Genomic DNA, 24939 nt, shown 5'->3' with positions numbered 1-24939 from the left:
TGCCGATCTCATCGCAGGAAGGTCTCGGGCACCTCCAGCATCCGGGCCCGGAGCTCCTCGCCCAGGGCCTTCGCCTGCGGGTCGAGCCGGGGGCTGGCCGCGACCCCCCTGCCGAGCAGCCCGTGGACGACGAAGTTCAGCGCGTTGAGGTTGGGCAGCTCGAACCGCTCCACCATCAGCCCCTCCAGCGAGGGCAGCAGCTTCACCAGCCGCTCGACTGTCAGCGTCCGCGCCAGCCAGCCGTACTCCTCGGGGGTCCGCACCCACACGCCCAGGTTCGCGTTCCCTCCCTTGTCGCCCGATCTGGCCCCGGCGACCCGCCCCAGCGGCGCGGGCACCGTCGGCACGCCCGTCGCGTCCCATCGCGGCGCCACGGGATCGACGAGCACCTCCACCGCAGGGTCCGGCCGTTCGGAAGAGGGGAGCGCGACCTCCTCGCCGCCCACGATGACGCGGGGGCGGACGTCGGCGGCGGGGATCAGCGTCGGCCAGTAGACCCCGTACGGCGAGGCGTCCCCCGGCGGCGTCAGACCGTAGAAGCCCGGATAGCTGGCCAGGCCCGTCTCCACCACCGCCGAGGAGAAGGCGCGTCCCGCCCTGCGGGCGTCGCGGTCCATGACGGTGATCCGCAGCAGCGGCGGGTCGAAGGAGACGTCCACCGACTCGAACGACTCGCGGGGCACGCGGGCCCAGATCGCCTCCTGCGCGATCCGGGCCTTCTCCTCCAGGTCGAGGCCGGTCAGCATGAGCGTCATGGTGTTGCGGTACCCGGCGAGGTAGTTGACGGCGACCTTCAGCGTGCCGGGTGGGGGTTCGCCCCTCACCCCCCAGACCCTCACCCTGTCGGGGCCCTCCTGCGACAAGGCGATGGTGTCGAAGCGGGCCACCACGTCGGGCCCGAGATAGCGAGGCGAGCCGATCTCGTACAGCAGTTGCGCGGTGACCGTGCCGACCGAGACCAGGCCGCCGGTGCCGGGATGCTTGGTGACCACCGACGAGCCGTCCTCGTGCAGTTCGACGAGGGGGAATCCGCAGTGCGCCAGGTCGGGCACCTCGCCGAAGAAGGAGTAGTTGCCTCCCGTGGCCTGGCAGCCGCACTCGATGACGTGCCCGGCGACGACCGAGCCCGCGAGCGCGTCGAGGTCGCCGGGGCCCCAGCCGTACCGCCAGATGCCGGGGCCCGTGACGAGGGCGGCGTCGGTGACCCTGCCGGTGACCACGACGTCGGCCCCCGCGGCCAGGGCGGCGGCGATGGGACGGGCGCCGAGGTAGGCGTTGGCCGTCAGGACGGGCTCGGTGAGCCGCTCGCCTGTGTCGAGGTTGACCAGGTCGAGGTCGTGCCCCGTGACGTCGTCCCCGGTGACGTGGGCGACCCTGGCCGACAGGCCCAGCTTCTCGATCGCCGCCGCGCACCCTTCAGGGTCGAGCCCTCCGGCGTTCGAGACGATCTTGATGCCCCGCTCCAGGCAGGCGCCGAGCACCTGCTCCATCTGCCTGACGAAGGTGACGGCGTAGCCGGGACGGCCCTTCAGCCTGTTGCCCGCCAGGATCAGCATGGTCAGCTCGGCCAGCCAGTCGCCGGTCAGCACGTCGATCGGGCCGCCCTCGACCATCTCGCGCGCGGCCGAGAGCCTGTCGCCGTAGAAGCCGCTGCAGTTGGCGATCCTCAGCACCACTTGGGCGGCCTCTTCTCCATGAAGGCGGCGATGCCCTCCTGGCCCTCCTCGGAGGTGAAGCGCTGCGCCGACAGCGCGGCCATCTGCCTGAGACCCTCCTCGAAGGAGACCGACGGCAGGTCGCGGACCAGGCGCTTGGTGATGGCCAGCGCCTCGGGGCCGCCCTTGACGAGCATGTCGGCGTAGCGGGCGACCGTGGCGTCGAGCTCCTCCATCGGCACCGCCCTGTTGATCAGGCCGATCTCCTCGGCCCTGGCCGCGTCGAACACCTCGCCGGTCATGAGGTACTCCGAGGCGGCCCTGGCCTGCAGCCGCCGCAGGACCGGCACGGAGATCATCGCGGGCACCACGCCGAGCCGTACCTCGGAGAAGGCGAACGAGGCCGTCAGCGGCGCGATCGCGAAGTCGCAGGAGGCGACCAGACCGAGGCCGCCCGCGCGGGCGGTGCCGTTCATGCGGCAGATGACCGGCTTCGGGCTCTCCCAGATCAGCGTCATGATCTCGGGGAACGAGGCGGTCACAGGGGCGTCGCTGACCCCGCGGGCGGGCTCGATGCGCTGCTCCTTCAGGTCGGCGCCCGAGCAGAAGACCGTTCCCGTGGCGGTCAGCACGATCACCCGTACCTCGGGCTCGGCCAGCGCCCAGTTCAGCCGGTCCTCCAGGTCGCCCAGCAGCCGCACCGACAGCGCGTTGCGGTTGGGCGGCGAGTCGAGGGTGATGGTGGCGATGCCACCCTCCAGCTCCTTGTGGACCAGGCGCGTCATGCTTCCCCTTCCTCGATGATCGCCAGCACGGCTCCCGCCTCGACCTGGTAGCCCTTCTCGACCATGACGGCCGAGACGACTCCCGCGGCGGGCGCGGCGATCTGATGCTCCATCTTCATCGCCTCGAGCACCAGGACCACCTGCCCCTTGCTGACGGCGGCTCCCTGCTCGACCTCGACGCGCAGCACGCTACCCGGCATCGGCGCCAGCAGGGAGCCAGGCGCGTGCTCCTCGGCGGGTTCGGGCAGGCGCGGCAGCGGGGTCAGCCGGGTGTCCCCGACGTAGACGCGGCCCTCGTAGTGCGCGATCTCGAAGGTCTGGCGCAGGCCGTCCGTCTCCGTGACCACCCGGTACGGCCGGGCGCTCACCACCCCCCGCGGCGCGGGGTCGTAGACCACCTCCGCCTCCTCGAACCTGGCGATCTGGGGTTGCGATCTCACGTTGCGCCAGCCGCACGGCAGGCTCCTCTGCACGGTGGCCTCGCTCCTGTGACGGGCGGCGATGGCGAGTGCCGCCGCCAGCGTCTGCGCCTCGGTGGGCGGCTCGTGCGCCGCGAGCCGGTGCTCGTCGAGGAATCCGGTGTGGGTGTCGCCTTCGCGGAAGGCCCTGCTTCGCAGGATGTTGCGCAGCAGGACGCGGTTGGTGGTCAGCCCGTGGACACGGGCGCCGTCGAGGGCGGTGGTCAGCTTCCTGATCGCCTCGCCCCTGCTGCGGCCGAACGAGATGATCTTCGCCAGCATCGGGTCGTAGTGGGTGGAGACGGTCGAACCCGACTCCACCCCTGAATCCACCCGCACCGGACCCTTCACCTCGAACAGGTCGACCGTGCCGGACTGGGGCAGGTAGGCGGCGTCCTCGGCGTAGAGCCTGACCTCGACGGCGTGCCCCGAGGGCGAGGGCCGGGCGCCTGGCAGCGGTTCGCCCTCGGCGACGCGCAGCTGCAGCTCGACCAGGTCAACGCCGTAGACCAGCTCGGTGACGGGGTGCTCGACCTGAAGGCGAGTGTTCATCTCGAGGAAGGCGATCGTGTCGTCCTTGACCAGGAACTCCACCGTGCCCGCGCCGACGTACCCGATCGCCTGCGCGGCTCTGACGGCCGCCGCCTCCAGCCTGTCGCGCAGCGCGGGGGTGACGGCGGGGGAGGGGCACTCCTCCACCACCTTCTGGTGGCGGCGCTGGATGGAGCACTCCCGCTCGCCCAGCGCCCACACCGTGCCGTGGGCGTCGGCCAGGATCTGGACCTCGATGTGGCGCGCCCGATCGAGGAGCGGTTCGACGAACACGGTCCCGTCGCCGAAGGCCGCTTCGGCCTCTCGCCTCGCCGAGGCGAGCGCCCTGTCGAGGTCGGCGGGGCCGTCGACGACGCGCATGCCGCGTCCGCCGCCGCCCGCCGACGCCTTGACGAGCAGCGGATAGCTCCATCCCGCTCCGGCGGCGCCTTCCGTCTCTCCGCCCACCGGCGGCCCTTCCCCTGGAGCCTCGCCATCCTGGAGGAGGCCGTCACGGGTGGGGGTCTCGCCCATGGAGGCGGGGACGGCCAGCGAGGGCAGCACGGGGACGCCCGCCTCGGCCATCAGCCGCTTCGCCTCGATCTTGGAGCCCATCGCCGCGATGGCGCCGGGCGGCGGGCCCACCCAGGTCAGCCCCGCCTCGACCACCGCGACGGCGAAGGCGGCGTTCTCCGACAGGAAGCCGTAGCCGGGATGGACCGCGTCGGCGCCCGACCGCTCGGCCGCCCTGACGATCGCCTCGATGTCCAGGTACGCCATGGGCTCGCCCAGCCGTACGGCGAGGCCCGCCTCCGACACGTGCGGGGCGTCCGCGTCGGCGTCGGAGTAGACGGCGACCGTCTCGACGCCCAGCTCGCGGCAGGTGCGGAAGATCCTGCGCGCGATCTCGCCCCGATTGGCCACCAACAGTCTCGTGATCATGGCCTGAACACCCCGTATCCGGCCGTCTCGGGGACGGGCGCGCTGTTGATCGCCGACAGGCAGAGCCCGAGCACCGTGCGGGTGTCGCGCGGGTCGATCACCCCGTCGTCGTAGAGCCGTCCCGACAGGAAGAACGGCAGCGACTCCTGTTCGATCTGCGCCTCCACCATCGCCCGCATCGCCGTGTCGGCCTCCTCGTCGTAGACCTGGCCGCGCGCCTGGGCGGCCTGCCGTCCGACGATCGACAGCACCCCCGCCAGCTGCGCGGGACCCATCACCGCCGACTTCGCGCTCGGCCAGGCGAACAGGAAGCGCGGGTCGTAGGCGCGCCCGCACATCCCGTAGTTGCCGGCGCCGTAGGAGGCGCCCATGACCACGGTCAGGTGCGGCACCGTCGAGTTCGACACCGCGTTGATCATCATCGCGCCGTGCTTGATGATGCCGCCCTGCTCGTACTGCCTGCCGACCATGTAGCCGGTCGTGTTCTGCAGGAACAGCAGCGGCGTGTGCGACCGGTCGGCCAGCTGGATGAACTGCGTGGCCTTCTGCGACTCCTGGCTGAACAGCACGCCGCGCGCGTTGGCCAGGATCCCGATCCGATAGCCGTGCAGGCGCGCCCAGCCTGTCACCAGCGACGCGCCGTAGAGGGGCTTGAACTCCTCGAACTCGCTGCCGTCGACGATCCTGGCGATCACCTCGCGCGGATCGAAGGGGATCTTGAGATCCTCGGGGACGATCCCGAGCAGCTCCTCCTGCGGGTAGCGCGGCTCGACGACAGGGCCGGGCCGCACGCCGAGCTTGCGCCACCCCAGCGACCTCACGATGGCGCGGCCGATGCGCAGGGCGTCGTGCTCGTCGGCGGCCAGGTGGTCGGCCAGCCCGCTGGTACGCGCGTGCATCTCCGCCCCGCCGAGCGACTCGTCGTCGGACTCCTCGCCGGTGGCCATCTTGACCAGCGGGGGGCCGCCGAGGAACACCTTGGCGCGCTCCTTGACCATGACGACGTGGTCGCTCATGCCGGGCACGTACGCCCCGCCGGCCGTGGAGTTGCCGAAGACCAGCGCGATCGTCGGGATCCCCGCGGCCGACAGCCGCGTCAGGTCCCTGAAGATCCGGCCCCCCGGGATGAAGATCTCCTTCTGCGTCGGCAGATCCGCGCCGCCCGACTCCACCAGGTTGATGTACGGCAGGCGGTTGCGCAGCGCGATGTCGGCCGAGCGCAGCGTCTTCCTGAGCGTCCACGGGTTGGACGCGCCTCCGCGCACGGTCGGATCGCTGGCGGTGATCACGCATTCGACGCCCTCGACCACCCCGATGCCGGTCACGACGCTCGCCCCCACGGGGAAGTTGCTGCCCCATGCGGCCAGCGGCGAGAGTTCGAGGAAGGCCGAGCCAGGGTCGACGAGCAGCTCGACGCGCTCCCTGGCCAGGAGCTTGCCGCGCTCGCGGTGGCGCCGCACGTACTTCTCCCCGCCACCGGCGACCGCCTTGGCGTGCTCGGCGTCGAGGTCGGCCAGCTTGGCGAGCATGGCGTTGCTGCGGTCACGGTGGTCGGCGCTCGCCGGATCGAGTCGGCTGATGATCACGCCTCACCCCTTTCCTCTCGGTTCTGCCCGCCAGGACGCGGAGTTGACGCCTGCGTCAGGCCGATGGCGCGGGCCCACAGACGGGTGAGATGGTCGACGGCGGTGGCCTCGTCGGCCCGCTCGCCGAGGTCCAGCCAGACGTGGGCGAAGTGCTCCACCATGCCGCCGAGCATGATCGCGGTCAGCCGCGGGTCGAGGTCCCTGTCGGCCAGGCCCTGCTCCTGCAGCCTGCGCAGGCCCTCGGCGCCCCTCCTGACGAACACCTCGCGCAGTTCGAGCAGCAGCCGTCCGAAGCGGTCGTCGGTGGTCGCCGCGTGCTCCAGCATCCGCACCAGCCTGGAGTTGGCCGCCCATGCGCGCAGGTAGAGCCGGTTGGCGGCCTCGACGCGGGCGTAGGGATCGTCGGGCACGGCGGGGCCGACCATGCTGGCGGCGAACATCTCGCCCACCACGGCCCCCGCCACCTCGCCGAAGAGCGACTCCTTCGAGTCGAAGTAGGTGTAGAAGGTGCCGTGCGAGACCCCCGCCCTGGCGCAGACGTCGTCGACGCGCACGGCGTCGTACCCCTGCTCCTCGAAGGCCTCCCGCCCCGCCTCGAGCAGCGCGGCCCTGGTGCGCCGGCCTCTCGCGGTCAGCGTCTCAGACTTGACGATCACGTCAACAACGTAGGCGGGTCAGCCCGTCTTCGCAAGACCCGCCCCCGTCGCGGAGATGAGGAGAGGCTGCAGGTTCCGATCACGCCCACCCGGGCGGACGGGCCTCGACGCCCCGCTCGGTGGCGACGCGGTATCACGAAGATGACAGGCGCCGGCCATACGGGGTGGGCATGACATGGCGGAGGCCCGCGTCTCGGGACGCGGGCCTCCGGGAGTCACAGCAGGGGGTGCGGACGGAGGGTCAGCCGCAGTGGCTCCAGCCGCTCTTCCACGTGAGCGTGCCCCAGCTGCCACCCCAGATGACGCACTTCTTGACCGCCGGGAGCCTGACAGGCCCCGAGTAGGTGGAGAACTTGCCGGGGTTGGAGCCGCTGGCGCCGCCCTTCACCTGGAGGATGGCGTTCATCGAGATCTTGGCGGGCACCACGTACTTCGACATGGTGATCACGCAGTTCTTCCCCGCGGCGGTGTTGTACAGCAGGTAGATCGTGGCCTTGGCGCCGAGCGCGTGGGAGTTGATCACCTTGTACCCCGAGCCGCAGACCGTCGTCGCCTGGTACGGGTTCGGCTTGGGCGGGGGAGTGGGCTTGGGAGTTGGCTTGGGCGTCGGCTTCGGCGCGACAGTCGGCTTCACGGTCGGCTTCGGGCTCGGCTTGGACGAGTGGCCGTAGTAGTCGCCCGTCGTCGGCTCGGTCAGCCCGGTGGGTTCGGGCTCCGGGTCCACCATGTCGGTGTTCTTGGTCGGCTTGACCTTGGGCGTGGACGGCTTGGCCGTCGGCCGCACCTCGGGGGGAGCGATCGTGGTGTGCGGCACGGAGACCGCGGGCTCGTCCTCGCTCTTCTTGGACCTGCTCGCCTTGGGCGTCGGCGACTCGTCGATGAGCTCGGGCGTCAGCTCGAGGTCGCTCGGCGGGTCGACGGGCGCCTCGGTGGAGCCGGCGGCCGGATCGGTGGCCGGATCGGCCGCCGCCGAGGTGGCAGGGCCGTTGGCCGCGACCAGCGAGGCGGTGGTGTTCTTGCCCGCCTGGGCCCAGACCACGGTGCCCGCCAGCACGAGCGCGCCCGCCGCCGCGGCCGAGACCGCGATGGTCAGCGTACGGCGGCGCGTGGCCGAGCCTGGCGCCGTACCACCCGAGGGAGGACGCTGGCCGGGGACCTGAGCCCCGGGATAGCCGTGCTGTCCCGGCACGGGCCCGCCGGGCTGGCCGGGAACGTGCGGCCCAGGGCCACCAGGACCACCGGGAGCACCGGGCGGGCCGGGAACAGGACCGCCCTGCGGCCCTGGACCGGCGGGAGCGCCGTGCGGCCCGGGACCACCGGGAACGCCGGCAGCGCCCTGCGGCCCGGACGCCGCACCGGGGTGCGGGAACGGCGGAGGGAGCTGGCTGCCCGTCTGGTGGACGGCGACAGGGCTCTCCCCGGTCTGCTGGCCCGTCAGGCGGGCGATGAGCTGCTCGGCGGTCGGGCGGTGCGCGGGATCCTTGGACAGGCAGGCCTCCACCAGCCCGCCCAGCACCCCTTCGAGCCCGCCGATCTCCGGCTCCTCGTGGAGGATCCTGTTCATCACCACGGGGATGGAGTCGGAGCCGAACGCGGGCTTGCCCGTGGCGGCGAACACCATCGTGACGCCCCAGGCGAACACGTCGGCCGCCTCCGAGACGGGGGCGCCGCTCAGCTGCTCAGGAGCGAGGTAGGCAGGCGTCCCCATCGCCATGCCGGTGGCCGTCGCGCCCGGCGAGTCGAGCGCCCGCGCGATGCCGAAGTCGATCACGACGGGGCCCTCGGGCCCCATCAGCACGTTCGCCGGCTTGAAGTCGCGGTGCAGGATGCCCGCGCGGTGGATGGCCGCCAGCGCGGTGGCCGTGCTGATCGCCAGGCGTTCGAGGGCCGCTCCCCTGCGCGGACCCTCCCTGTCGACCAGCTGCCGGAGCGAGGGCCCCGGCACGTAGTCCGTGACGATGTACGGCCGGCTGCCCTCGAGATCGGCGTGCAGGACAGGCGCGGTGCAGAACCTGGCCACGCGTTGCGCCACCGCCACCTCGCGCAGGAACCGGGTCCTGGCGTCGGCGTCGGCCACCAGCGCGTTGTGCAGGAGCTTGACAGCCACCTGCTCGCCCGACTGCCCCTTGGCCAGGTAGACCACGCCCTGCCCGCCCTCGCCGAGCCTGGCGACGATCTCGAACGCACCCAGCCGTCGCGGGTCGTCCGCCGCCAACGGCTGGAACTGATTCACGTAGAACCCCCGGAATTCCTCATAGGTGGGGCAAAACGTTATCAGTGTGGTTCGTGTGTCGTCTCACCGGTTTGACGATTCATCCACTTTGCTATCAACTGCGCGCAGTCATCCGCCGACATGAACGACGTGTCGACCTCCATGTCGTAGACGACTCCCTCGTGTACCACGGTGGCCTGGGACCGCGCCATGCCGATCGGCCGGTCGCCGCGCTCGCCCTCCCTGCGCGCGGCCACCTCAGGGTCGCAGCGCACACCCACCCAGAGCACCTCGAGCCCGGTGAGCGGGACGCGCCAGCGCTCCTGCGAGGCCGGGCCGCTGAGGAAGACGTCGTCGAGGATCACCCGCGCGCCCGACCTGACCATCGTGGCGACACCCGCCATCCAGGCCTCCTCCAGCTCCCCGAAGCGGGGGCCGAGGTGGACCTCGCCGTCGGGCGTGAAGGTGATGCACGAGGACGGCATCGCGTCGACGAGCGTGTCCACGCTGAACGCCAGCCACGGATCGGGCAGCAGCGCCTGGAGCGAGCGGGCCAGCGAGGACTTGCCCGAGCTGGACCCGCCGTTCAGCACGATGACCACAGGATCGCCTCTCATATCGCCTTTCCCGGGTTGAGAATGCCGAGCGGGTCGAAGACCCTCTTGATGCCCTGCTGCACCTCGGTCGCGACCGGTCCTGACTCCAGCGCGAGCCAGCGCCGCTTGAGCAGCCCCACCCCGTGCTCGCCGGTCAGCGTGCCGCCCATCTCGAGCGCGGCCTTGAACACCTCGTCCGCCGCCGCCCACACGTTGGCGGGCGGCTCCACGGTGCCGTGGTCGAAGATGAACACCGGGTGCAGGTTGCCGTCGCCCGCGTGGGCGACCGTGCAGATCATCACGTCGTGCCTGGCGGCCGCCGCCTCGATCGCGGAGATCATGTCGGGCAGCGCCGAGCGCGGCACGCACACGTCCTCGACCAGGCAGGCGCCCAGCCGCTCCTTGGCCTGGTAGGCCATCCGCCTGATGCCGATCAGGTCCTCGGTCTCCTCGGGCGTCGAGGACAGCGCCACGAAGGAGGCGCCGTTGGCCTCGCACAGCTCCTGCATCATGGCCGCCATCGCCTGGCCGTCCGAGGCGTCGGACTGGCCGATCAGCATGGCCTGGGTGGACTCCTCCAGGCCGATGTTGCGCCAGTCGTCGATCGCCTTCAGCGTCGCCCTGTCCAGCAGCTCCATGAGGGACGGCTGGCAGCCCGCCGCGATGATCGCCGAGACGGCCGCGGCGGCGTCGCGCAGCGAGCCGAACTCCGCGGCGATCGTCGCAGGGGGCGCCAGCGGCGCGCGGCGCAGCCGTACCGTGGCCGAGGTGATGACCCCGAGCGTGCCCTCCGAGCCCACGAACAGGCCGGTCAGGTCGTAGCCCGTCACGCCCTTGACCGTGCGGCGGCCGGTGTTGAGGATCCGTCCGTCGGCCAGCACCACCTCGAGGCCGAGCGCGGAGTCGCGGGTCACGCCGTACTTCACGCAGCGCAGCCCTCCGGCGTTGGTGGCCAGGTTGCCGCCGATGGTGGAGATCTCGTAGGAGGACGGGTCGGGCGCGTACATCAGCCCGTGCTCCCTGGCAGCCCTGTCGAGGTCGGCGGTGATCACCCCGGGCTCGACCACGGCGAACTCGTCGGCGGGATTCAGCTCGCGGATCGCGGTCATCTTCGCCAGCGACAGGACGATCGACCCCTCGCTGGCGGTCGCCGCGCCCGCGAGGCCGGTGCCGGCGCCGCGCGGCACGACCGGCACCCTGTGCTCGGTGGCCCAGCGCAGCGTCGTCACCACCTCGTCGCGGGTGGTGGCCAGGACCACGCCCAGAGCCTTTCCCGGCTCGAGGAACGTGCGGTCGCGCGCGTAGGAGTCGACCACGTCGGGGTCGGTCAGCACCCTTCCCTCGGGAAGAGCCTTCACAAGTGCCTCAATCACGCTGTGGACTCTACGACCCGATTTGCGGGATCCGCACGCCAGGGCCAGACTGCCCGGATGGATCTGTCCTGTCCGGAGTGCGGCCTTGCTGACAGGGTGGCGTCGGTGCCGGGGGTCGTGGCCGACGGAACGAGCTTCCGCCTCGGGCGAGCGAGCATGCCGAAGGAGCGTGCCATCGTCGACCTGCCCGCTGCCTCGCTGGTCGGCACCAGGAAGCACGCGATGACCAGAACCCAGCTCGCGGTGTGGCTCTCCTTCCCCGCCAGGCACGAGGTGCCGCGCGCGCGGCACCAGGGCTACGTCATGCTCGGCTTCGCCGCGCTCGCGCACGTCGTGCTGGCGCTGACCCTGGCGATGAGCGAGCACACCAACCTGCTCGTGGACCTGCTGGGGCCGTTCTGCGTGACGGGCTTCTTCTGGTGGTTCGGGCTGCTGTTCGTCATGGGCGCGCAGGGCGCCCGCCGCCGCGACCAGGCCGAGGCGCCGGCCAGGGAGCAGGCGCTGCTGGTGTGGCAGGAGCTCTACTACTGCCCGCGCGACAACGTCGCCTTCGAGCCGGGGGTGGGTCTCGCCTTCCACCCCAGCGAGACGCGGGAGTACATCTTCGGCTTCAGGTACGGCAGACGCCGCCCCCAGTGACATCCACTCCGCCCTTGCAGGCCGTGGACGGGCTCCGGACGGGGGCACTGCCTCTTCGCGCGCTCGACCCGGCCACCGCCGCCCGCCCCACTGTGGCGGGGGCGGGCGGCGGTGGGGTGCTCAGGCCTGCGAGAGCAGCTTCTCCGTCGCCACGAGGCGCACGCAGACGGTCAGGCCCGTGATCGCCTCCTCCAGCTCCTCCAGGTCGGGGTAGGTGGGGGCGATGCGGATCGTGCGGTCGGCGGGGTCGTCGCCGTAGGGGTGGGTCGCGCCGGCGGGCGTGAGGGCGATGCCTGCGGCCTTCGCCTTGGCCACGACCTCCTTGGCGCAGCCCTCGGGCACGTCGAGGCTGACGAAGTAGCCGCCCGCGGGGGCCGTCCAGGAGGCCAGGCCGGTGCCGCCGAGCTCCTTGGTGAGGATCCTGTCGACGGCCTCGAACTTCGGCCAGATCAGCTCGGCGTGCCTGCGCATGTGCGCGGCCACGCCCTCGGCGTCGCGCAGGAACTCCACGTGACGCAGCTGGTTGATCTTGTCGGGGCCGATGCTCTGCTTGGACAGGTTGGCCAGGTACCAGGCGACGTTGGCGGGGGAGGAGCCGAAGAAGGCCACGCCGCTTCCCGCGAGGGTCACCTTGGAGGTGGAGCCGAAGACGAAGGCGCGGTCGGCGTTGCCGTGCTCCTCGCACAGGGCGAGCAGGTCGGCCAACTCGGCGTGCTCGTCGGTGAGGTGGTGGATGGCGTAGGCGTTGTCCCAGAAGATCCGGAAGTCGGGCGCGGCGGTGGTCATGGCGGCCAGGCGGCGCACGGTCTCGTCGCTGTAGCTGACGCCCGAGGGGTTGCTGTACTTCGGCACGCACCAGATGCCCTTGACCCGCGGGTCCTCGGCGACCAGCCGCTCGACGACGTCCATGTCGGGGCCCTCGGCGGTCATCGGCACCTGCACCATCGTGATGCCGAACCGCTCGCACAGCGCGAAGTGCCTGTCGTAGCCGGGGACGGGGCACAGGAAGACGATCTCGCCCTCGTCCGCCCAGCGGCGCGCCGCGCCGGGCACCACGCTGAGCAGCGAGAAGACGATCGTGTCGTGCATCATCGCGAGGCTGGAGTTGCCCCCGGCCAGCAGCTGCGCCGCGGGGACCTGCAGCAGGCCCGCGAACAGCTCGCGGATCTCGGTCAGGCCCTGCAGGTTGCCGTAGTTGCGGCAGTCGGTGCCGTCGGCGGCCAGGTGCGTGGAGGGCAGGGCGTTCATCCCGTCGGACAGGTCGAGCTGGCGCGGGGACGGCTTGCCTCGCGTCAGATCGAGCTTCAGGCCTCGCCTGACGAGAGCGTCGTAGTCGCGGGCGGCCTGTTCGCGCTGGGCTGTCAGCTCGGTCACGGGGATGTTCCTTCCTGAGACTGGGACATGTCGAGGATAGTGGCCCCGACAGGGGGAACCGTCGGCGGACAGCGCTTTCGGCGTCGGCGAGTCAGCACGTCAGCCTCCACAGGCTGGTCACCTCGGCGGCTCGCGCCCTGTGCAGGGGGTCGGCGCCGTCGCGGGCGCGCGGGTGCCTGGGCGCGACGTCCAGGCGGCCCGCGACCCGCAGCCCCGCGTCGGCGAACGAGGCGAGCAGCTCCTGCCTGCTGCGCAGGCCGAGGTGCTCGGCGAGATCCGACAGGATGAGCCAGCCCTCCCCTCCCGGTTCGAGGTGGCGGGGCAGCTCGCCGAGGAAGCCGTGGAGCATCCGGCCCCCGGGGTCGTAGACGGCGTGGTCGCGTCTGGTGCCCGGTCGTACGGGCAGCCAGGGCGGGTTGCACACCACCAGAGGGGCGCGGCCGTCGGGGAACAGGTCGCGCCGCGTCACCTCGACGCGGCCCGACAGCCCGAGCCGCGAGAGGTTGTCGCGGGCGCACGCGACGGCGCGCTCGTCGAGATCGGTGGCCACGACCTGCTCGACGCCCCTCCTGGCCAGCAGGGCGGCCAGCACGCCCGTGCCCGTGCCGATGTCGAAGGCGGCCGTGCGGGAGGGCAGCGGGGCGCGGGCGACCAGGTCGACGTACTCGCCGCGGACGGGAGAGAACACGCCGTAGTGCGGGTGGATGCGCTCGCCGAGCGCGGGCACCTCCACGCCCTTCCTGCGCCACTCGTGCGCGCCGATCACCCCGAGCAGCTCCGTGAGAGGGACGAGCGTGGGGCCTTCCGCTGGGCCGTAGGCCTCCGTGCACGCCTGCCGTACGTCGGGGGCCCTGCGCAGCGGCACGGTCAGCTCCTGCGACAGCGGCACCAGCAGCCTGCCCAGCAGGACGGCCCTCGTGGCGCGCGCCTGCCGGTAGGCGTGGAAGCCTGCGGGAGGCGGCTGCCTGTCGGCGCGGCGAGCCAGCGCGCGCAGGAGTTGCCTGGCGTTGTGGAAGTCGCCCCGCCACACCAGCCCCGCGCCCTCACGGGCCAGGCGGTACGCGGTGTCGGCTTTCGTCGTGTCGTCGACGCGGACCAGCCTGGACGGCGGCGGCTCGGCCGAGCGCCACCCCGCCGACAGGGTGTGACCTTCTTCGTTCCAATGGACGTCGGGCATCGCGTGCTCCTCTTGATCGAACGGGGGCTGTCGATGAAGAGCACTTCGACGTGGAGGGGTGGGCTAGCGGATCTCGGACCTCCACGAGGAAGCGCGAGCCGCGGCGTCGCCGAGGACGCTGCCCAGAACGGCGAACGACATGATCAACCTCCTTGGAATCACCCCATGCTAGCCCCGATACAATCGCCTCCTTTCCTTCGTGCTCGGCAAAGGGGGTCAGGTGCCTGTCGCCAACTGGCAGCTCTACCAGGCGGCGGTGGTGCGCCTGGCGGTGGACGGCGCGTGGCTCCAGGTCGCTCCCGCCGAGCCCGGTGTCCACGCCGGCGGCTTCCCCGACCCCGAGGGCCGGACCATCCACGTGATCACCGCCCACAACCCCCGGGGCCGTACGGTTCCCGCCGCCGACAACGCGCGCGCCCACCGCCGCCTGACCGCCGAGCTCGACACCCTCGCGCTGTCCTGGTGGCCGGCGGCGGGCGGCGACGTCACCTGGACCCACGTCGAGGAGTCCGTGGCCGTCGTCGGCCTCGACGACGACACCGCCCGCCGCATCGGCGCCCGCTACGAGCAGGACGCCGTCTTCGCGTGGGACCCGAGGCGGTGGCGCCTGCTGGAGTGCGAGGGCGACCACCAGGTGACGTCCGGCTGGTCAGTGACCGTGCCCGTGCCCATGACCGTGCCCGACGAGCGCGGCGGGCCTGCCTGACGGCACCAGGCCGAGCGCGATCAGCCCCGCCACCGCCGCCGCCCCCGCGCACCAGGCCAGCGTCGTGGTGAAACCGCCGACCGCCAGGCTGGAGACCAGCGCCACCCCGATCGAGCCGCCCAGCTCGTGGAAGGTGTTGACGACCCCGGAGGCCACCCCCGCCTCGCCCTGCGGCACGTTGGCCATCGTCGTCGCCGTCGCGGCGACGAAGGCGGGCCCGATGCCGAAGGCGGCCAGCACGAAGCCGGGCAGCAGGGTGGTGTGGACGCCCGCCTCGGGCGAGACCCGCGTCATGAGCAGGGCGCCCGCCGCGGTCAACAGGAAGGCGGCGACCGCCACGGGCCGTCCGCCCACCCTGCCGATCAGGCGTCCGCCGAGGTGCGCGCCGAGCGTGATGGAGATCGCGACGGGCAGGAACAGCAGCCCCGTCTCCAGGGCGCTGAAGCGCAGCACCTGCTGCAGGTAGAGCGAGCTGACGAAGAACAGCCCGAGCATGAGCCCCGTCGCCATGAGCATGACGAACACGCCGGACAGCACGGGCCGCCTGGCCATCGTCTCGGCGCGCATGAGCGGCGCCTTCGCCACCCGCTCGGCCCACACGAAGGCCGCGTACAGCGCCGCGGAGCCGGCCAGCCAGGCGCTCGCGGAGCCCCAGCCCGCCTCGCCCGCCGAGACCAGGCCGTAGATGAGCAGCCCGGTCGCCGCCGTGACCAGCAGCGCGCCCGGCACGTCGAGCGGCCGCCGTTCCGTGGCCATGGAGGCGGGCACGAGCGAGGGCAGCGCCACCATGACGACCAGCCCGACGGGCACGTTGACGAAGAACGCCCACTCCCAGCCGGGACCCGCGGTGAGCAGCCCGCCGACCAGCACGCCGACGGCCGCCCCCGTCCCGCCGATCGCCGCCCAGACCGCCAGCGCCCTGGTACGGCGCTCGCCGTGGAAGGCCGTGGTGATGGTGGCGAGCGCGGCGGGAGACAGCAGCGCCGCGCCGACGCCCTGCAGCGCGCGCCCCGCGATGAGCGTCGCGCCGTCGGGAGCGAGGCCGCACAGCAGCGAGGCCAGCGTGAACAGGGCGAGCCCGCCGAGCAGCACGCGGCGGGCGCCGAAGGCGTCGGTGAGCCGCCCTCCGAGCACCATCAACCCGCCGAAGCACAGCGTGTAGGCGGTGACGACCCAGGTCAGCGCCTCGCGGTCGAGCCCGAGCCCGGTACCGATGGACGGCAGCGCCACCTGCACGACGGTGATGTCGATGATCAGCATGAACTGGGCCAGGCAGAGCAGGACCAGCACCATGTTCCCTCCCAATAACTCGTACAGTAGTGTTCGAGTTATGAGGCAAGCATACGCAGGAGGGGTATGTCTACTGTTATCCGGAAACGAGCACCGAGCGCAGGGTCCTGGTCAGCACCTCGGCCGCCTCCTCGCGCGGCAGGCGGCCCGCCTCGATCTCGCCCGCCGCGTTGTGCAGCACCACGAGGAACGTGCTGACCAGCCACGACAGCGGCAGGTCGGTCCTGAAGGAGCCCTCGTCGCGGCCTCGCACGATGAGCCGTTCGACCCTCGCGAGCGGCCCGCTGTGCCGTTCGCGGATGCGCTCGGCGGGCAGCGCCCTGTCGGCGGCCACGAACAGGCGGCTGTGCCTGTCGAGGATCTCCCACGAGGAGACGACCAGCCGCTCCAGCGCCTCCGGCGCGGGCAGTCCTTCGAGGTCGAGGCCCGACAGCGCGAGCTCGGCGTGGTCGACCGCGTGCTCGAGCACGGCGTCGACCAGCGACTCCCTGGAGGGGAAGTGGCCGTAGAGGGTGACCCTGCCGACGCCCGCCGCCTTGGCGATCTCCGCGACGCTGGCGCCCGGGTCGGCGCACAGCAGCCGCGTGGCCGTGGCGAGGATCGTGGCGATGTTGCGCTCGGCGTCCGCCCTGCGCGGCTGCGTGGTCTTCCCCATGGCCGCACTGTAGGTCCCGCGCGCCCCTCCCCTCGACCGAGCGGGGGCTCGGCGTGGACATCGCCGCCCGGCGGCTCGAACGCCCGAACGCGCCGGCGGCGTCGCCGACGCGCCATCACGCCCCCGTCACGTCGCCGTCGCAGCCAGGTGACAGCCCTCACCTCAGGCTGGAGTGAGTGAGGTCGCGGTAGACGCCCGTGGGGGACGACAGGCCGAGGTCGGTCGACGTGCCGGGCGCCCGAGGCCGGAGGACCGAGGTCTCGCCCGCCTTGGGCGCCAGGGCGGGGGACAGAACAAGGAGGGTTGCGCTCATGGCGACCATGAGCAGGCAGGAGAGAAGAGCCGCCGGCCGGGCGAGGGCGAGGCGAGCAGGAAGGACGCCGTGGGGGAGGCGTGCGTTCGCGGCGCTTGTGCTGGCGCTGCCGGCGCTGGTGGCCGGCCCCGCCGCGGCCCAGGACTTCGAAGCGCCTAACGTCGTCCCCAGCGTTCCCGAAACGGGCAGTCTGCCCGGAAGCATCTTCGTCCGGTGGGAACACAACGCCAATCCCTGTCCCGGGATCGGCTGCGTCTGGGACTACAGCGTCGAGCGGGAGAATCCGCAAAGGCCGGAGACTGCGGAGAAGCGCGTGGACAACGTGAAAGGGAGCGAGCGCCTCCTCTTCGACAGCGGCCTCCAGCCGAACACCGAGCATCGCTACCGCGTCTGCGCCTTCTTCATCACCGAGGACGGCGATGTGGAGTGCTCGGAGTGGACGGCCGGCAGGACCGGCCCACCCGAGCAGCCCAGGCAGCCGAATCGGCCGCCCCGGCCCCGGATCGTCGAAGAGCACGCCGGCGAGACCTGGATCGGGATCAAGTGGGAAGCCGGTCACAACTACGATTCGTACTTCATCAACGTCGCAGGCCCCTTCGGCACGGCCAGAGGACCGCGCGAGCTGCGGACCATCAAGCACGACGACGACGGGACCTGGGGCTACCAGCGGGTGGACGGCCTGCTTCCCGGCCGCGCCTACGACTTCGCGGTGCAGGGATGCAGACCGACCTTCCTGGGGATCGGCGACGACCAGTGCTTTGACTGGAGCACGAAGGTCAGTTTCCCCACCCAGGCATATCCGCTGCACTCCGGGCCGCACACCTGCGCGCCACCGTTCGTCTGGCGGGAGGCGTTCGACGGAGACACCGTCTGTGTCGAGGTGTCCCGACGCACCCAGGTCGCCGCCGACAACGCCCAGGCCCAGGCGCGGCGTGCGTACACCTGCACCCCTCCCAACTGCACCTTCACCGGGCCCGACACCTGCAAGGTCCCCTACGTCTGGCGGGAGGCGCGCCCCAGCGACCACGTGTGCGTCCCTGTGAGGGAACGCTCGCAGGTGGCCTCCGAGAACGGTCTGGCCAGGGAGCGCCTCGCGGACCCGCCCTGATGCAGGTGCGGGAAGGGGACGCCCGCCGCGAGCAGGCCCCTCATGGCGCGGCGACGACCCGTTGCCGCTGGCCGCCGAGGCGCTCGATGCCCAGCTCCATCACGTCACCAGGACGCAGGTAGATCGGCGGGTTGTGGCCCATGCCGACGCCGGGAGGGGTGCCGGTGTTGATCAGGTCGCCGGGCTCCAGAACCATGAACTGGCTCAGGTAGTGCACCAGGAAGGCGGGGCCGAACAGCATCGTCGCCGTCGAGCCCTTCTGCCTGCGGGTGCCGTTCACGTCGAGCCACATGTCCAGCGCGCCCACGTCGGGGATCTCGTCAGGGGTGACCAGGTACGGCCCGCACGGGTTGAACGTCTCGGCCGACTTGCCCTTCACCCACTGGCCGCCGCGCTCGATCTGGAACTCGCGCTCGCTGACGTCGTTGACGACCACGTATCCGGCGATGGCGTCCTGGGCGGCCCGCTCGTCCTTCAGGTACCTGCACCTGCGGCCGACGACGACGCCGAGCTCGACCTCCCAGTCGGTCTTGGCCGAGCGGCGCGGGATGTGAACCTCGTCGTACGGGCCGACCAGCGTGTTCGGCGCCTTGTTGAAGACGATCGGCTCGGAGGGGACGGCCTGCCCCGTCTCGGCGGCGTGGTCGCTGTAGTTGAGGCCGATGCAGATGATCTGGTGGGGGCGGGCGATCGGCGCCCCCACGCGCTGGTCGGCGAGCGGGATGACGGTCCCGGTGGCCGACGCCTCGCGCAGCGCCTCGAGGCCGCCCCTCTCGAAGAAGGCGGCGTCGAAGTCGGGGGTCAGGTCCGACACGTCGACGTAGCCGTCGCCCGATCGGACGGCGGGCTTCTCGGCTCCTGCGGGGCCGACGCGCATGAGGTACATCGCTGAACTCCAGTGCTCGGATCCGGGACGGATCACGTTGTCTCGGGTATCGCGGTTCGTGGGCGGGGTCTCGAAGCGCCGACGCTAGGACAGTGGGCTCTCCTGGGGTGAGGGGAGAGGGACCGGGCCCCGCCAGGGGTTGGAGGGCAGGCCGGTGACGTCGGTCCCGGTCGCGAACAGGCCGCCGCCCGCCGTGGTGATGACCAGGGTGGAGCCGGCGAACGTGACGCTGGAAACCTTCGGGGCCGGCACCTTCACCGTGGACAGCAGCCGCCCGCCGGGTGAGAGGCGGCGCACCTCGCCCCGGCCCCAGATCGCGATCCAGAGGTTCCCCTCCACGTCCACCGCCATCCCGTCGGGCAGCCCGTCGTCCACCCGCAGGATCTCGCGGGGCGCGCCGGTCTCGCCGCTCTCCACGTCGTAGGGGCGCGCCCACACCACCCCGGGAACGCTGTCGACGTTGTAGAACGTCCGTCCATCGGGGGACCAGCCCAGGCCGTTGGAGATCGTCAGCCCCTCGGCGACCACGCTCACCGACCCGTCGAGCTCCAGCCGGTAGAGCCGCTCCTGCCCCCTGCGGTCGTCGCGCGCCATGCCGCCCGCCAGGAAGCGCCCCGCGGGATCGCACGCGCCGTCGTTCAACCGGCTCGGCGCCCCGTCGGACAGCACCCGGGGGCCCATCGCGAGGTCGGGGCCGAGCGTCGCGAAGCCGTACTCCGCGGCCGTCAGGAGAGAGCCGTCGGCGGCGGGCACGACCGCGCCGACCATGCAGGGCAGCGTGTGGGTCGCGGTGACGGTGAGGTCCCCGTCGAAGGCGCCCTCCATCACGCGCCCTGTGGGGATGTCCACCCAGAGCAGCCGCTCTGCCACCGGATCCCAGACGGGCCCCTCCGCCAGGGCGTAGGTCTCGGTCGACAGCGGGTGGACGGTCATCATGGCTCCCTGAGGATGGCGTGGATCTCGGGCACCGCCTCGACCAGCGAGGGCAGCGGTGTCCTGTAGGCGAGGGCGCTCACACTGACCGCTCCGCTCGGCCTGGTCGAGGAGGTCAGGAAGGCGGGCACGGCCAGGCAGGTGACGCCCTCCTCGTTCTCCTGGTCGTCGACCGCGTAGCCGCGCTCGCGCACGGCGGCCAGCTCCTCGGCCAGTTCCCCCGCGCTCACCTTGGTGCGCGGGGTGCGCCGCTCCAGCGGGGCCTGGTCCACCCACGCGGTCACCGCGGCGTCGTCGGGCAGCGCCCAGGCCAGCAGCAGCTTGCCGACACCGGTGTTGTGGGCGGGGTTGCGCCCGCCGACCGTCGAGGTCAGCCGCACCGCGCCCGAGGGCGGATCGACCTTGGCCCGGTAGACGACCTCGCGGCCGTCGAGCACGGCGTAGTGCGCGGTCTCGCCGAACCTGGCGGCCAGCCGCACCAGCGCGGGCCTGATCCTGACATGGTCGGGGCGCGCCTCGTGATGGGCGAAGGCGAGCCTGAGGAAGTCGTCGCCCAGCACGTAGCGGCCTCTGCCGTCCTGGCTGGCGAACCCGGCGCGGCGCAGCGCGGCCAGCGCCCTGTGCGCGGTGGGCTTGGGGCTGCCGACCGCCTTCGCCATCTCCTCCAGGCCGATGCCCTCGGGGTGCTCGGCCAGCACCCGCAGCACCACGAGCACCCGGTCGGAGCCGACGAGCCGGTCTTCTCCTCGGGCCGTTTCGGGGCTAGAGTCGATCACGTTCCGAATGGTAGATCAGTGTTCCGATTAATGGAAGAAGCGCATGCGTAGTTCGCACTGGTATGCAGGAACCGATCGAAACGCCTACATTCACCGCGCGTGGATGCGTCGCGGTCTTCCGCAGGACGCCTTCGAGGGCGGCAAGCCGTACATCGCGATCGCCAACACCGCCTCCGACCTCACCCCGTGCAACGCCCACCTCGACGAGGTCGCCACGAGCGTCAAGCAGGGCATCTGGGAGGCGGGCGGCGTCCCGCTGAACCTGCCGGTCATGTCCCTCGGCGAGACCAACGTCAGGCCCACCGCCATGCTGTGGCGCAACCTGGCCGCGATGGCGATCGAGGAGATGCTGCGCGCCAACCCCATCGACGGTGTGGTCCTGCTCGGCGGCTGCGACAAGACGATCCCTTCGTTGCTCATGGCGGCGGCCTCGGTGGACCTGCCCGCCGTCGTGGTGCCGGGAGGGCCGATGCTGACGGGGCACTTCCGCGGCGCGCCGCTCGGCTGCGGCACCGACGTGTGGCGCCTCAGCGAGGAGGTGCGGGCGGGAACCCTGTCGAGGGAGGCCTTCCTGCGCTCGGAGTCGGCGATGATCCGCAGCAAGGGCCACTGCAACACGATGGGCACCGCCTCCACGATGGCCTGCCTGGCCGAGGCCCTCGGCATGACCATCCCCGGGACGGCGGGCACCCCCGCCCCCGACGCCAGGCTGCTGGAGCGCGCCCACGAGACGGGGCGCCTCGCGGTCTCGCTCGTCGCCGAGGACAGGACACCGAGCAGGGTGCTCACCCGCGCCTCCTTCCTCAACGCGATCGTCACCCTGGCCGCGATCGGCGGCTCCACGAACGCGGTCGTCCACCTGCTGGCCATCGCAGGACGGCTCGGCGTCGAGCTGATCCTGGACGACTTCGACAGGGTCGGCTCGGGCGTCCCGCTGCTGGTCGACCTGCAGCCCGCCGGCCGTCACCTCATGGACGACCTGTTCAGGGCCGGCGGACTGCTGGCCGTGCTGAAGGAGGTCGGCGACCTGCTCGACCCCTCCGCGCCGACCGTCACGGGGGAGCCGCTGACGGCCTACCTGGACGCGGCGGAGATCTGGGACGAGACGGTCATCAGGCGCAGGTCGTCGCCGCTGCTGGAGGACGCGGGCATCGCCGTCCTGCGCGGCAACCTCGCCCCTCGCGGCGCGGTCATCAAGCCCGCCGCCGCCTCGCCCGAACTGCTGCGCCACCGCGGCAGGGCGGTGGTCTTCGACAGCGTCGAGGACCTCAACGCCAGGCTCGACTCGCCCGATCTCGACGTGGACGAGACCAGCGTGCTCATCCTGCGCGGCTGCGGCCCTCGCGGCTACCCCGGCATGCCCGAGGTCGGCAACCTACCCCTGCCCCGCAGGCTGCTGGAGAAGGGCGTGCGCGACATGGTGCGCGTCAGCGACGCCAGGATGAGCGGCACCGCCTACGGCACCGTCGTGCTGCACGCCGCGCCCGAGGCGGCCGTCGGCGGGCCGCTCGCGCTGGTGCGCACAGGGGACCCGATCGTGCTCGACGTGCCCGCGCGCAGGCTCGACATCGACCTCCCGCAGCGGGAGCTGTCGCTCAGGACCCCGGTGACCACCGGCTTCGCCGAGCCCGCCAGGGGCTGGCAGCGTCTCTACATCGACCACGTCCTGCAGGCCGACCAGGGCGCCGACCTCGACTTCCTGGTCGGCTCCAGCGGCCACGAGGTCAGCAGGGAGTCGCATTGAGAACGGCGCTCGTCAGCGGCGGCGCGAGCGGCATCGGCCGCGCCTGCGCCGACCGGCTGTCCGCCGAGGGCGTGCGGGTCGTCACCGCCGATCTCGCGCCGGGCTGCGACGTGCGCCTCGACGTCACCGACCCCGAGGCCGTCACGGCGGCGGCGGGCCGCATCGGGCCCGTCGACATCCTGGTCAACAGCGCGGGGATCATCGGGCCGAACAAGCCGCTGTGGGAGGTCTCCGACGAGGAGTGGGCCGCGACCTTCGCCGTGAACGTGACCGGCACCTTCCACCTGTGCAGGGCGTTCGCGCGGGGGATGGCGGAGACGGGATGGGGCCGCATCGTCAACCTGGCCAGCATCGCGGGCAAGGAGGGCAATCCTGGGCTGGCCGCCTACTCGGCCTCGAAGGCGGCCGTCATCGGGCTCACCAAGGCGCTGGGCAAGGAGCTGGCGACCAGCGGGGTACTGGTCAACGCGGTCGCCCCCGCGGTGATAGAGACGCCCATGAACGCCGCGACGGCCCCCGAGGTGCTCGACCGCCTGGTCTCGCTCATCCCGATGCGAAGGCTCGGCAGGGCGGAGGAGGTGGCCGAGCTGGTGGCGTGGCTGGCCTCCGAGCGGTGCAGCTTCTCCACGGGAGCCGTCTACGACATCAGCGGCGGCAGAGCCACCTATTGAGAAAGGCGGCAGAGCCGCCTATTGAGAAATCCGTGGTTACGGCTTTCTATCCGGTGGGCATGGGCGTGAAATGGGAGTGACCGGGCTCACACCCAGCGTGGAGGGAGCAGCCGTGACGACCGTTCGCGAGGCCTCAGTCCAGCAGGTCAGGCGCCGACGCACCGGCACCGTCATCGCCGCGTGGATGTCGACCACCGATCACAAGGTCATCGGGTATCTCTACCTGATCACGTCGTTCGCGTTCTTCCTCATCGCGGGCGTGATGGCGATGATCATCCGTGCCGAGCTCGCCCAGCCCGGCCTGGAGTTCGTGAGCCAGCAGCAGTACAACGCGCTGTTCACCATGCACGGCACGATCATGCTGCTGCTGTTCGCCACCCCGCTGTTCGCCGGGTTCGCCAACGTCATCATGCCGCTGCAGATCGGCGCGCCCGACGTCGCCTTCCCCAGGCTCAACGCCGTCGCGTACTGGCTGTTCCTGTTCGGCGGCCTCATCGTGCTGGCCGGGTTCGCCACCCCTGGCGGCGCCGCCGACTTCGGCTGGTTCGCCTACACGACGCTGTCCACGGCGACCTTCTCGCCCGGCGTGGGCGGCGACCTGTGGATCATGGGGCTGGCCCTGTCGGGGCTGGGCACGATCCTGGGCAGCGTCAACTTCATCACCACGATCATCTGCATGCGCGCCCCCGGCATGACGATGTTCAGGATGCCGCTGTTCACCTGGAACACGCTGCTGACCAGCATGCTCGTGCTGATGGCCTTCCCCGTGCTGGCCGCCGCGCTGCTGGCGCTCGAGTCCGACCGCAAACTCGGCACCCACATCTACGACCCGGCCACGGGCGGCCCGCTGCTGTGGCAGCACCTGTTCTGGTTCTTCGGCCACCCCGAGGTCTACATCATCGCGCTGCCGTTCTTCGGGATCATCACCGAGGTGATCCCCGTCTTCAGCCGCAAGCCCCTCTTCGGCTACATCGGCCTGGTGGCCGCGACGATCGCCATCGCGGGGCTGTCGATGACGGTCTGGGCGCACCACATGTTCGCCACGGGCCAGGTGCTGCTGCCCTTCTTCTCGTTCATGACGTTCCTGATCGCCGTGCCGACGGGGGTGAAGTTCTTCAACTGGATCGGCACGATGTGGCGGGGCCATCTCAGTTTCGAGACGCCGATGCTGTTCGCGATCGGCTTCCTGATCACCTTCCTGCTCGGCGGGCTGACCGGCATCATCCTCGCCTCGCCGCCGCTCGACTTCCACATCAGCGACACCTACTTCGTCGTCGCGCACTTCCACTACGTGGTCTTCGGCACCGTGGTGTTCGCGATGTTCTCCGGCTTCTACTTCTGGTGGCCGAAGATGACGGGGCGGATGCTCGACGACCGCCTCGGCAAGGTGCACTTCTGGTCGCTGTTCGTCGGCTTCCACACCACCTTCCTGGTGCAGCACTGGCTCGGGATGATCGGCTTCCCCCGCAGGTACGCCGACTACAGCGTCAACGACGGCTTCACCACCCTGAACCTGATCTCCTCGGTCGGCGCGTTCCTGCTCGGGCTGTCCACGCTGCCGTTCCTCTACAACGTGTGGAAGACCGCGCGCAGGGCGCCCAAGGTCACCGTCGACGACCCGTGGGGCTACGCCAACAGCCTCGAATGGGCCACCTCCTGCCCGCCGCCCCGGCACAACTTCCGGTTCATGCCGCAGATCAGGTCGGAAAGGCCCGCCTTCGACCTGCACTACCCGCGGGCGGTCGAGCCCGACGACACCGTGACAGGCGCCCCGACGGAACTCGACGCCGTCACGGGGTCGGGGGAGGTCACGGCCACGGACGACGCTCCTCCCAAGGGCTGAGCCAGGAGGGAGCGGTCCGCGTCGCCATGC

General features: G+C 71.5%; 22 protein-coding genes. 6 read left to right on the top strand and 16 right to left on the bottom strand.

Features of this window, described 5'->3' with window-relative positions; translation table 11 throughout:
* Window positions 1–8 precede the first annotated feature (8 nt).
* The 8 genes from FHR33_RS10640 to FHR33_RS10605 form a co-directional block, all read right to left on the bottom strand.
* Window positions 9–1676: an acyclic terpene utilization AtuA family protein gene (locus tag FHR33_RS10640; protein WP_183645791.1), complete on the bottom strand. Its 1668-nt coding sequence runs from the start codon at window positions 1674–1676 to the stop codon at window positions 9–11.
* Window positions 1667–2440 (bottom strand): enoyl-CoA hydratase-related protein, encoded by a 774-nt coding sequence (locus FHR33_RS10635; RefSeq protein WP_183645790.1) that lies wholly within the window; start codon window positions 2438–2440, stop codon window positions 1667–1669. Before FHR33_RS10635 ends, FHR33_RS10640 begins: the two co-directional genes overlap by 10 nt.
* On the bottom strand, window positions 2437–4371 hold the full coding sequence (locus FHR33_RS10630) for an ATP-binding protein (protein WP_183645789.1): 1935 nt from the start codon (window positions 4369–4371) through the stop codon (window positions 2437–2439). Before FHR33_RS10630 ends, FHR33_RS10635 begins: the two co-directional genes overlap by 4 nt.
* Window positions 4368–5900, bottom strand: a complete 1533-nt coding sequence (locus FHR33_RS10625) for an acyl-CoA carboxylase subunit beta (protein ID WP_183659986.1) — start codon at window positions 5898–5900, stop codon at window positions 4368–4370. The genes FHR33_RS10630 and FHR33_RS10625 overlap by 4 nt, the downstream gene beginning before the upstream one ends.
* A gap of 53 nt (window positions 5901–5953) precedes the next feature.
* The gene (locus FHR33_RS10620; RefSeq protein ID WP_183645788.1) at window positions 5954–6613 is read right to left on the bottom strand and encodes a TetR/AcrR family transcriptional regulator; all 660 of its coding nucleotides are present in this window, start codon (window positions 6611–6613) and stop codon (window positions 5954–5956) included.
* 241 nt (window positions 6614–6854) lie between these two features.
* Window positions 6855–8846 carry a serine/threonine protein kinase gene (locus tag FHR33_RS10615; protein ID WP_183645787.1) on the bottom strand — a complete coding sequence of 664 codons (1992 nt, stop codon included), beginning with the start codon at window positions 8844–8846 and terminating at the stop codon, window positions 6855–6857.
* Window positions 8847–8887: 41 nt separating this feature from the next.
* Window positions 8888–9442, bottom strand: coding sequence for a chloramphenicol phosphotransferase CPT family protein (locus tag FHR33_RS10610; protein WP_183645786.1), 555 nt, complete (start codon window positions 9440–9442; stop codon window positions 8888–8890).
* Complete coding sequence (locus tag FHR33_RS10605) at window positions 9439–10794, bottom strand: FAD-binding oxidoreductase (protein ID WP_312895458.1); 1356 nt, start codon at window positions 10792–10794, stop codon at window positions 9439–9441. Before FHR33_RS10605 ends, FHR33_RS10610 begins: the two co-directional genes overlap by 4 nt.
* Window positions 10795–10851: 57 nt before the next feature.
* On the opposite strand from FHR33_RS10605, the gene FHR33_RS10600 reads away from it, so the two are divergent.
* Window positions 10852–11433, top strand: coding sequence for a hypothetical protein (locus tag FHR33_RS10600; RefSeq protein ID WP_183645785.1), 582 nt, complete (start codon window positions 10852–10854; stop codon window positions 11431–11433).
* 120 nt (window positions 11434–11553) lie between these two features.
* On the opposite strand, the gene FHR33_RS10595 is transcribed toward FHR33_RS10600, so the two are convergent.
* On the bottom strand, window positions 11554–12807 hold the full coding sequence (locus FHR33_RS10595; RefSeq protein ID WP_183645784.1) for an aspartate aminotransferase type Ic: 1254 nt from the start codon (window positions 12805–12807) through the stop codon (window positions 11554–11556).
* A gap of 91 nt (window positions 12808–12898) precedes the next feature.
* A complete protein-coding gene (locus tag FHR33_RS10590; RefSeq protein ID WP_183645783.1) occupies window positions 12899–13984 on the bottom strand; it encodes a methyltransferase in 1086 nt (361 codons plus the stop codon).
* 220 nt (window positions 13985–14204) lie between these two features.
* Between FHR33_RS10590 and FHR33_RS10585 the strand changes: the two genes are divergently transcribed.
* On the top strand, window positions 14205–14690 hold the full coding sequence (locus FHR33_RS10585) for a DUF3293 domain-containing protein (protein ID WP_183645782.1): 486 nt from the start codon (window positions 14205–14207) through the stop codon (window positions 14688–14690).
* Here FHR33_RS10585 and FHR33_RS10580 read toward each other — a convergent pair.
* From FHR33_RS10580 to FHR33_RS10570, 3 genes are all read right to left on the bottom strand, one after another.
* The gene (locus tag FHR33_RS10580) at window positions 14634–15983 is read right to left on the bottom strand and encodes an MFS transporter (protein WP_183645781.1); all 1350 of its coding nucleotides are present in this window, start codon (window positions 15981–15983) and stop codon (window positions 14634–14636) included. The genes FHR33_RS10585 and FHR33_RS10580 overlap by 57 nt on opposite strands.
* Before the next feature lie 73 nt (window positions 15984–16056).
* Entirely contained in the window at window positions 16057–16635 is a 579-nt protein-coding gene (locus tag FHR33_RS10575) for a TetR/AcrR family transcriptional regulator (protein ID WP_183645780.1), read from the bottom strand.
* A 157-nt stretch (window positions 16636–16792) separates the two neighbouring features.
* Window positions 16793–16948 (bottom strand): hypothetical protein, encoded by a 156-nt coding sequence (locus tag FHR33_RS10570; protein WP_183645779.1) that lies wholly within the window; start codon window positions 16946–16948, stop codon window positions 16793–16795.
* A gap of 313 nt (window positions 16949–17261) precedes the next feature.
* Here FHR33_RS10570 and FHR33_RS10565 point away from each other — a divergent pair, with 313 nt between their 5' ends.
* Window positions 17262–18056, top strand: a complete 795-nt coding sequence (locus FHR33_RS10565) for a hypothetical protein (protein WP_183645778.1) — start codon at window positions 17262–17264, stop codon at window positions 18054–18056.
* Window positions 18057–18096: 40 nt separating this feature from the next.
* Here FHR33_RS10565 and FHR33_RS10560 read toward each other — a convergent pair whose 3' ends face one another.
* The 3 genes from FHR33_RS10560 to FHR33_RS52535 form a co-directional block, all read right to left on the bottom strand.
* Window positions 18097–18942: a fumarylacetoacetate hydrolase family protein gene (locus FHR33_RS10560; RefSeq protein WP_183645777.1), complete on the bottom strand. Its 846-nt coding sequence runs from the start codon at window positions 18940–18942 to the stop codon at window positions 18097–18099.
* A gap of 84 nt (window positions 18943–19026) precedes the next feature.
* On the bottom strand, window positions 19027–19878 hold the full coding sequence (locus FHR33_RS10555; protein ID WP_183645776.1) for an SMP-30/gluconolactonase/LRE family protein: 852 nt from the start codon (window positions 19876–19878) through the stop codon (window positions 19027–19029).
* Window positions 19875–20651, bottom strand: coding sequence for an IclR family transcriptional regulator (locus FHR33_RS52535; protein WP_183645775.1), 777 nt, complete (start codon window positions 20649–20651; stop codon window positions 19875–19877). The genes FHR33_RS10555 and FHR33_RS52535 overlap by 4 nt, the downstream gene beginning before the upstream one ends.
* A 43-nt stretch (window positions 20652–20694) precedes the next feature.
* Here FHR33_RS52535 and FHR33_RS10545 point away from each other — a divergent pair, with 43 nt between their 5' ends.
* The 3 genes from FHR33_RS10545 to ctaD all read left to right on the top strand — a co-directional run bounded on the left by FHR33_RS10545 (window position 20695) and on the right by ctaD (window position 24909).
* A complete protein-coding gene (locus tag FHR33_RS10545; protein ID WP_183645774.1) occupies window positions 20695–22395 on the top strand; it encodes an IlvD/Edd family dehydratase in 1701 nt (566 codons plus the stop codon).
* The gene (locus FHR33_RS10540) at window positions 22392–23066 is read left to right on the top strand and encodes an SDR family NAD(P)-dependent oxidoreductase (protein WP_183645773.1); all 675 of its coding nucleotides are present in this window, start codon (window positions 22392–22394) and stop codon (window positions 23064–23066) included. The genes FHR33_RS10545 and FHR33_RS10540 overlap by 4 nt, the downstream gene beginning before the upstream one ends.
* A 70-nt stretch (window positions 23067–23136) precedes the next feature.
* Window positions 23137–24909 (top strand): aa3-type cytochrome oxidase subunit I, encoded by a 1773-nt coding sequence (ctaD, locus tag FHR33_RS10535; protein WP_183645772.1) that lies wholly within the window; start codon window positions 23137–23139, stop codon window positions 24907–24909.
* The last annotated feature ends 30 nt before the right edge of the window (window positions 24910–24939 follow it).

It is taken from the genome of Nonomuraea dietziae (assembly GCF_014195505.1).
Taxonomy (GTDB): Bacteria; Actinomycetota; Actinomycetes; order Streptosporangiales; family Streptosporangiaceae; genus Nonomuraea; species Nonomuraea roseola.
Note: the sequence above shows the minus strand (reverse complement) of the source record. Positions and strands in the feature narration are given on the sequence as shown.

Coding starts and splice junctions, on each gene's coding strand:
- FHR33_RS10580 (WP_183645781.1), bottom strand. CDS start 15,983: ATGGTGCTGGTCCTGCTCTGCCTGGCCCAGTTCATGCTGATCATCGAC.
- FHR33_RS10610 (WP_183645786.1), bottom strand. CDS start 9,442: ATGAGAGGCGATCCTGTGGTCATCGTGCTGAACGGCGGGTCCAGCTCG.
- FHR33_RS10600 (WP_183645785.1), top strand. CDS start 10,852: ATGGATCTGTCCTGTCCGGAGTGCGGCCTTGCTGACAGGGTGGCGTCG.
- FHR33_RS10555 (WP_183645776.1), bottom strand. CDS start 19,878: ATGATGACCGTCCACCCGCTGTCGACCGAGACCTACGCCCTGGCGGAG.
- FHR33_RS10560 (WP_183645777.1), bottom strand. CDS start 18,942: ATGTACCTCATGCGCGTCGGCCCCGCAGGAGCCGAGAAGCCCGCCGTC.
- FHR33_RS10570 (WP_183645779.1), bottom strand. CDS start 16,948: ATGAGCGCAACCCTCCTTGTTCTGTCCCCCGCCCTGGCGCCCAAGGCG.
- FHR33_RS10545 (WP_183645774.1), top strand. CDS start 20,695: ATGCGTAGTTCGCACTGGTATGCAGGAACCGATCGAAACGCCTACATT.
- FHR33_RS10635 (WP_183645790.1), bottom strand. CDS start 2,440: ATGACGCGCCTGGTCCACAAGGAGCTGGAGGGTGGCATCGCCACCATC.
- FHR33_RS10590 (WP_183645783.1), bottom strand. CDS start 13,984: ATGCCCGACGTCCATTGGAACGAAGAAGGTCACACCCTGTCGGCGGGG.
- FHR33_RS10575 (WP_183645780.1), bottom strand. CDS start 16,635: ATGGGGAAGACCACGCAGCCGCGCAGGGCGGACGCCGAGCGCAACATC.
- ctaD (WP_183645772.1), top strand. CDS start 23,137: ATGGGAGTGACCGGGCTCACACCCAGCGTGGAGGGAGCAGCCGTGACG.
- FHR33_RS10630 (WP_183645789.1), bottom strand. CDS start 4,371: ATGATCACGAGACTGTTGGTGGCCAATCGGGGCGAGATCGCGCGCAGG.
- FHR33_RS10625 (WP_183659986.1), bottom strand. CDS start 5,900: ATGCTCGCCAAGCTGGCCGACCTCGACGCCGAGCACGCCAAGGCGGTC.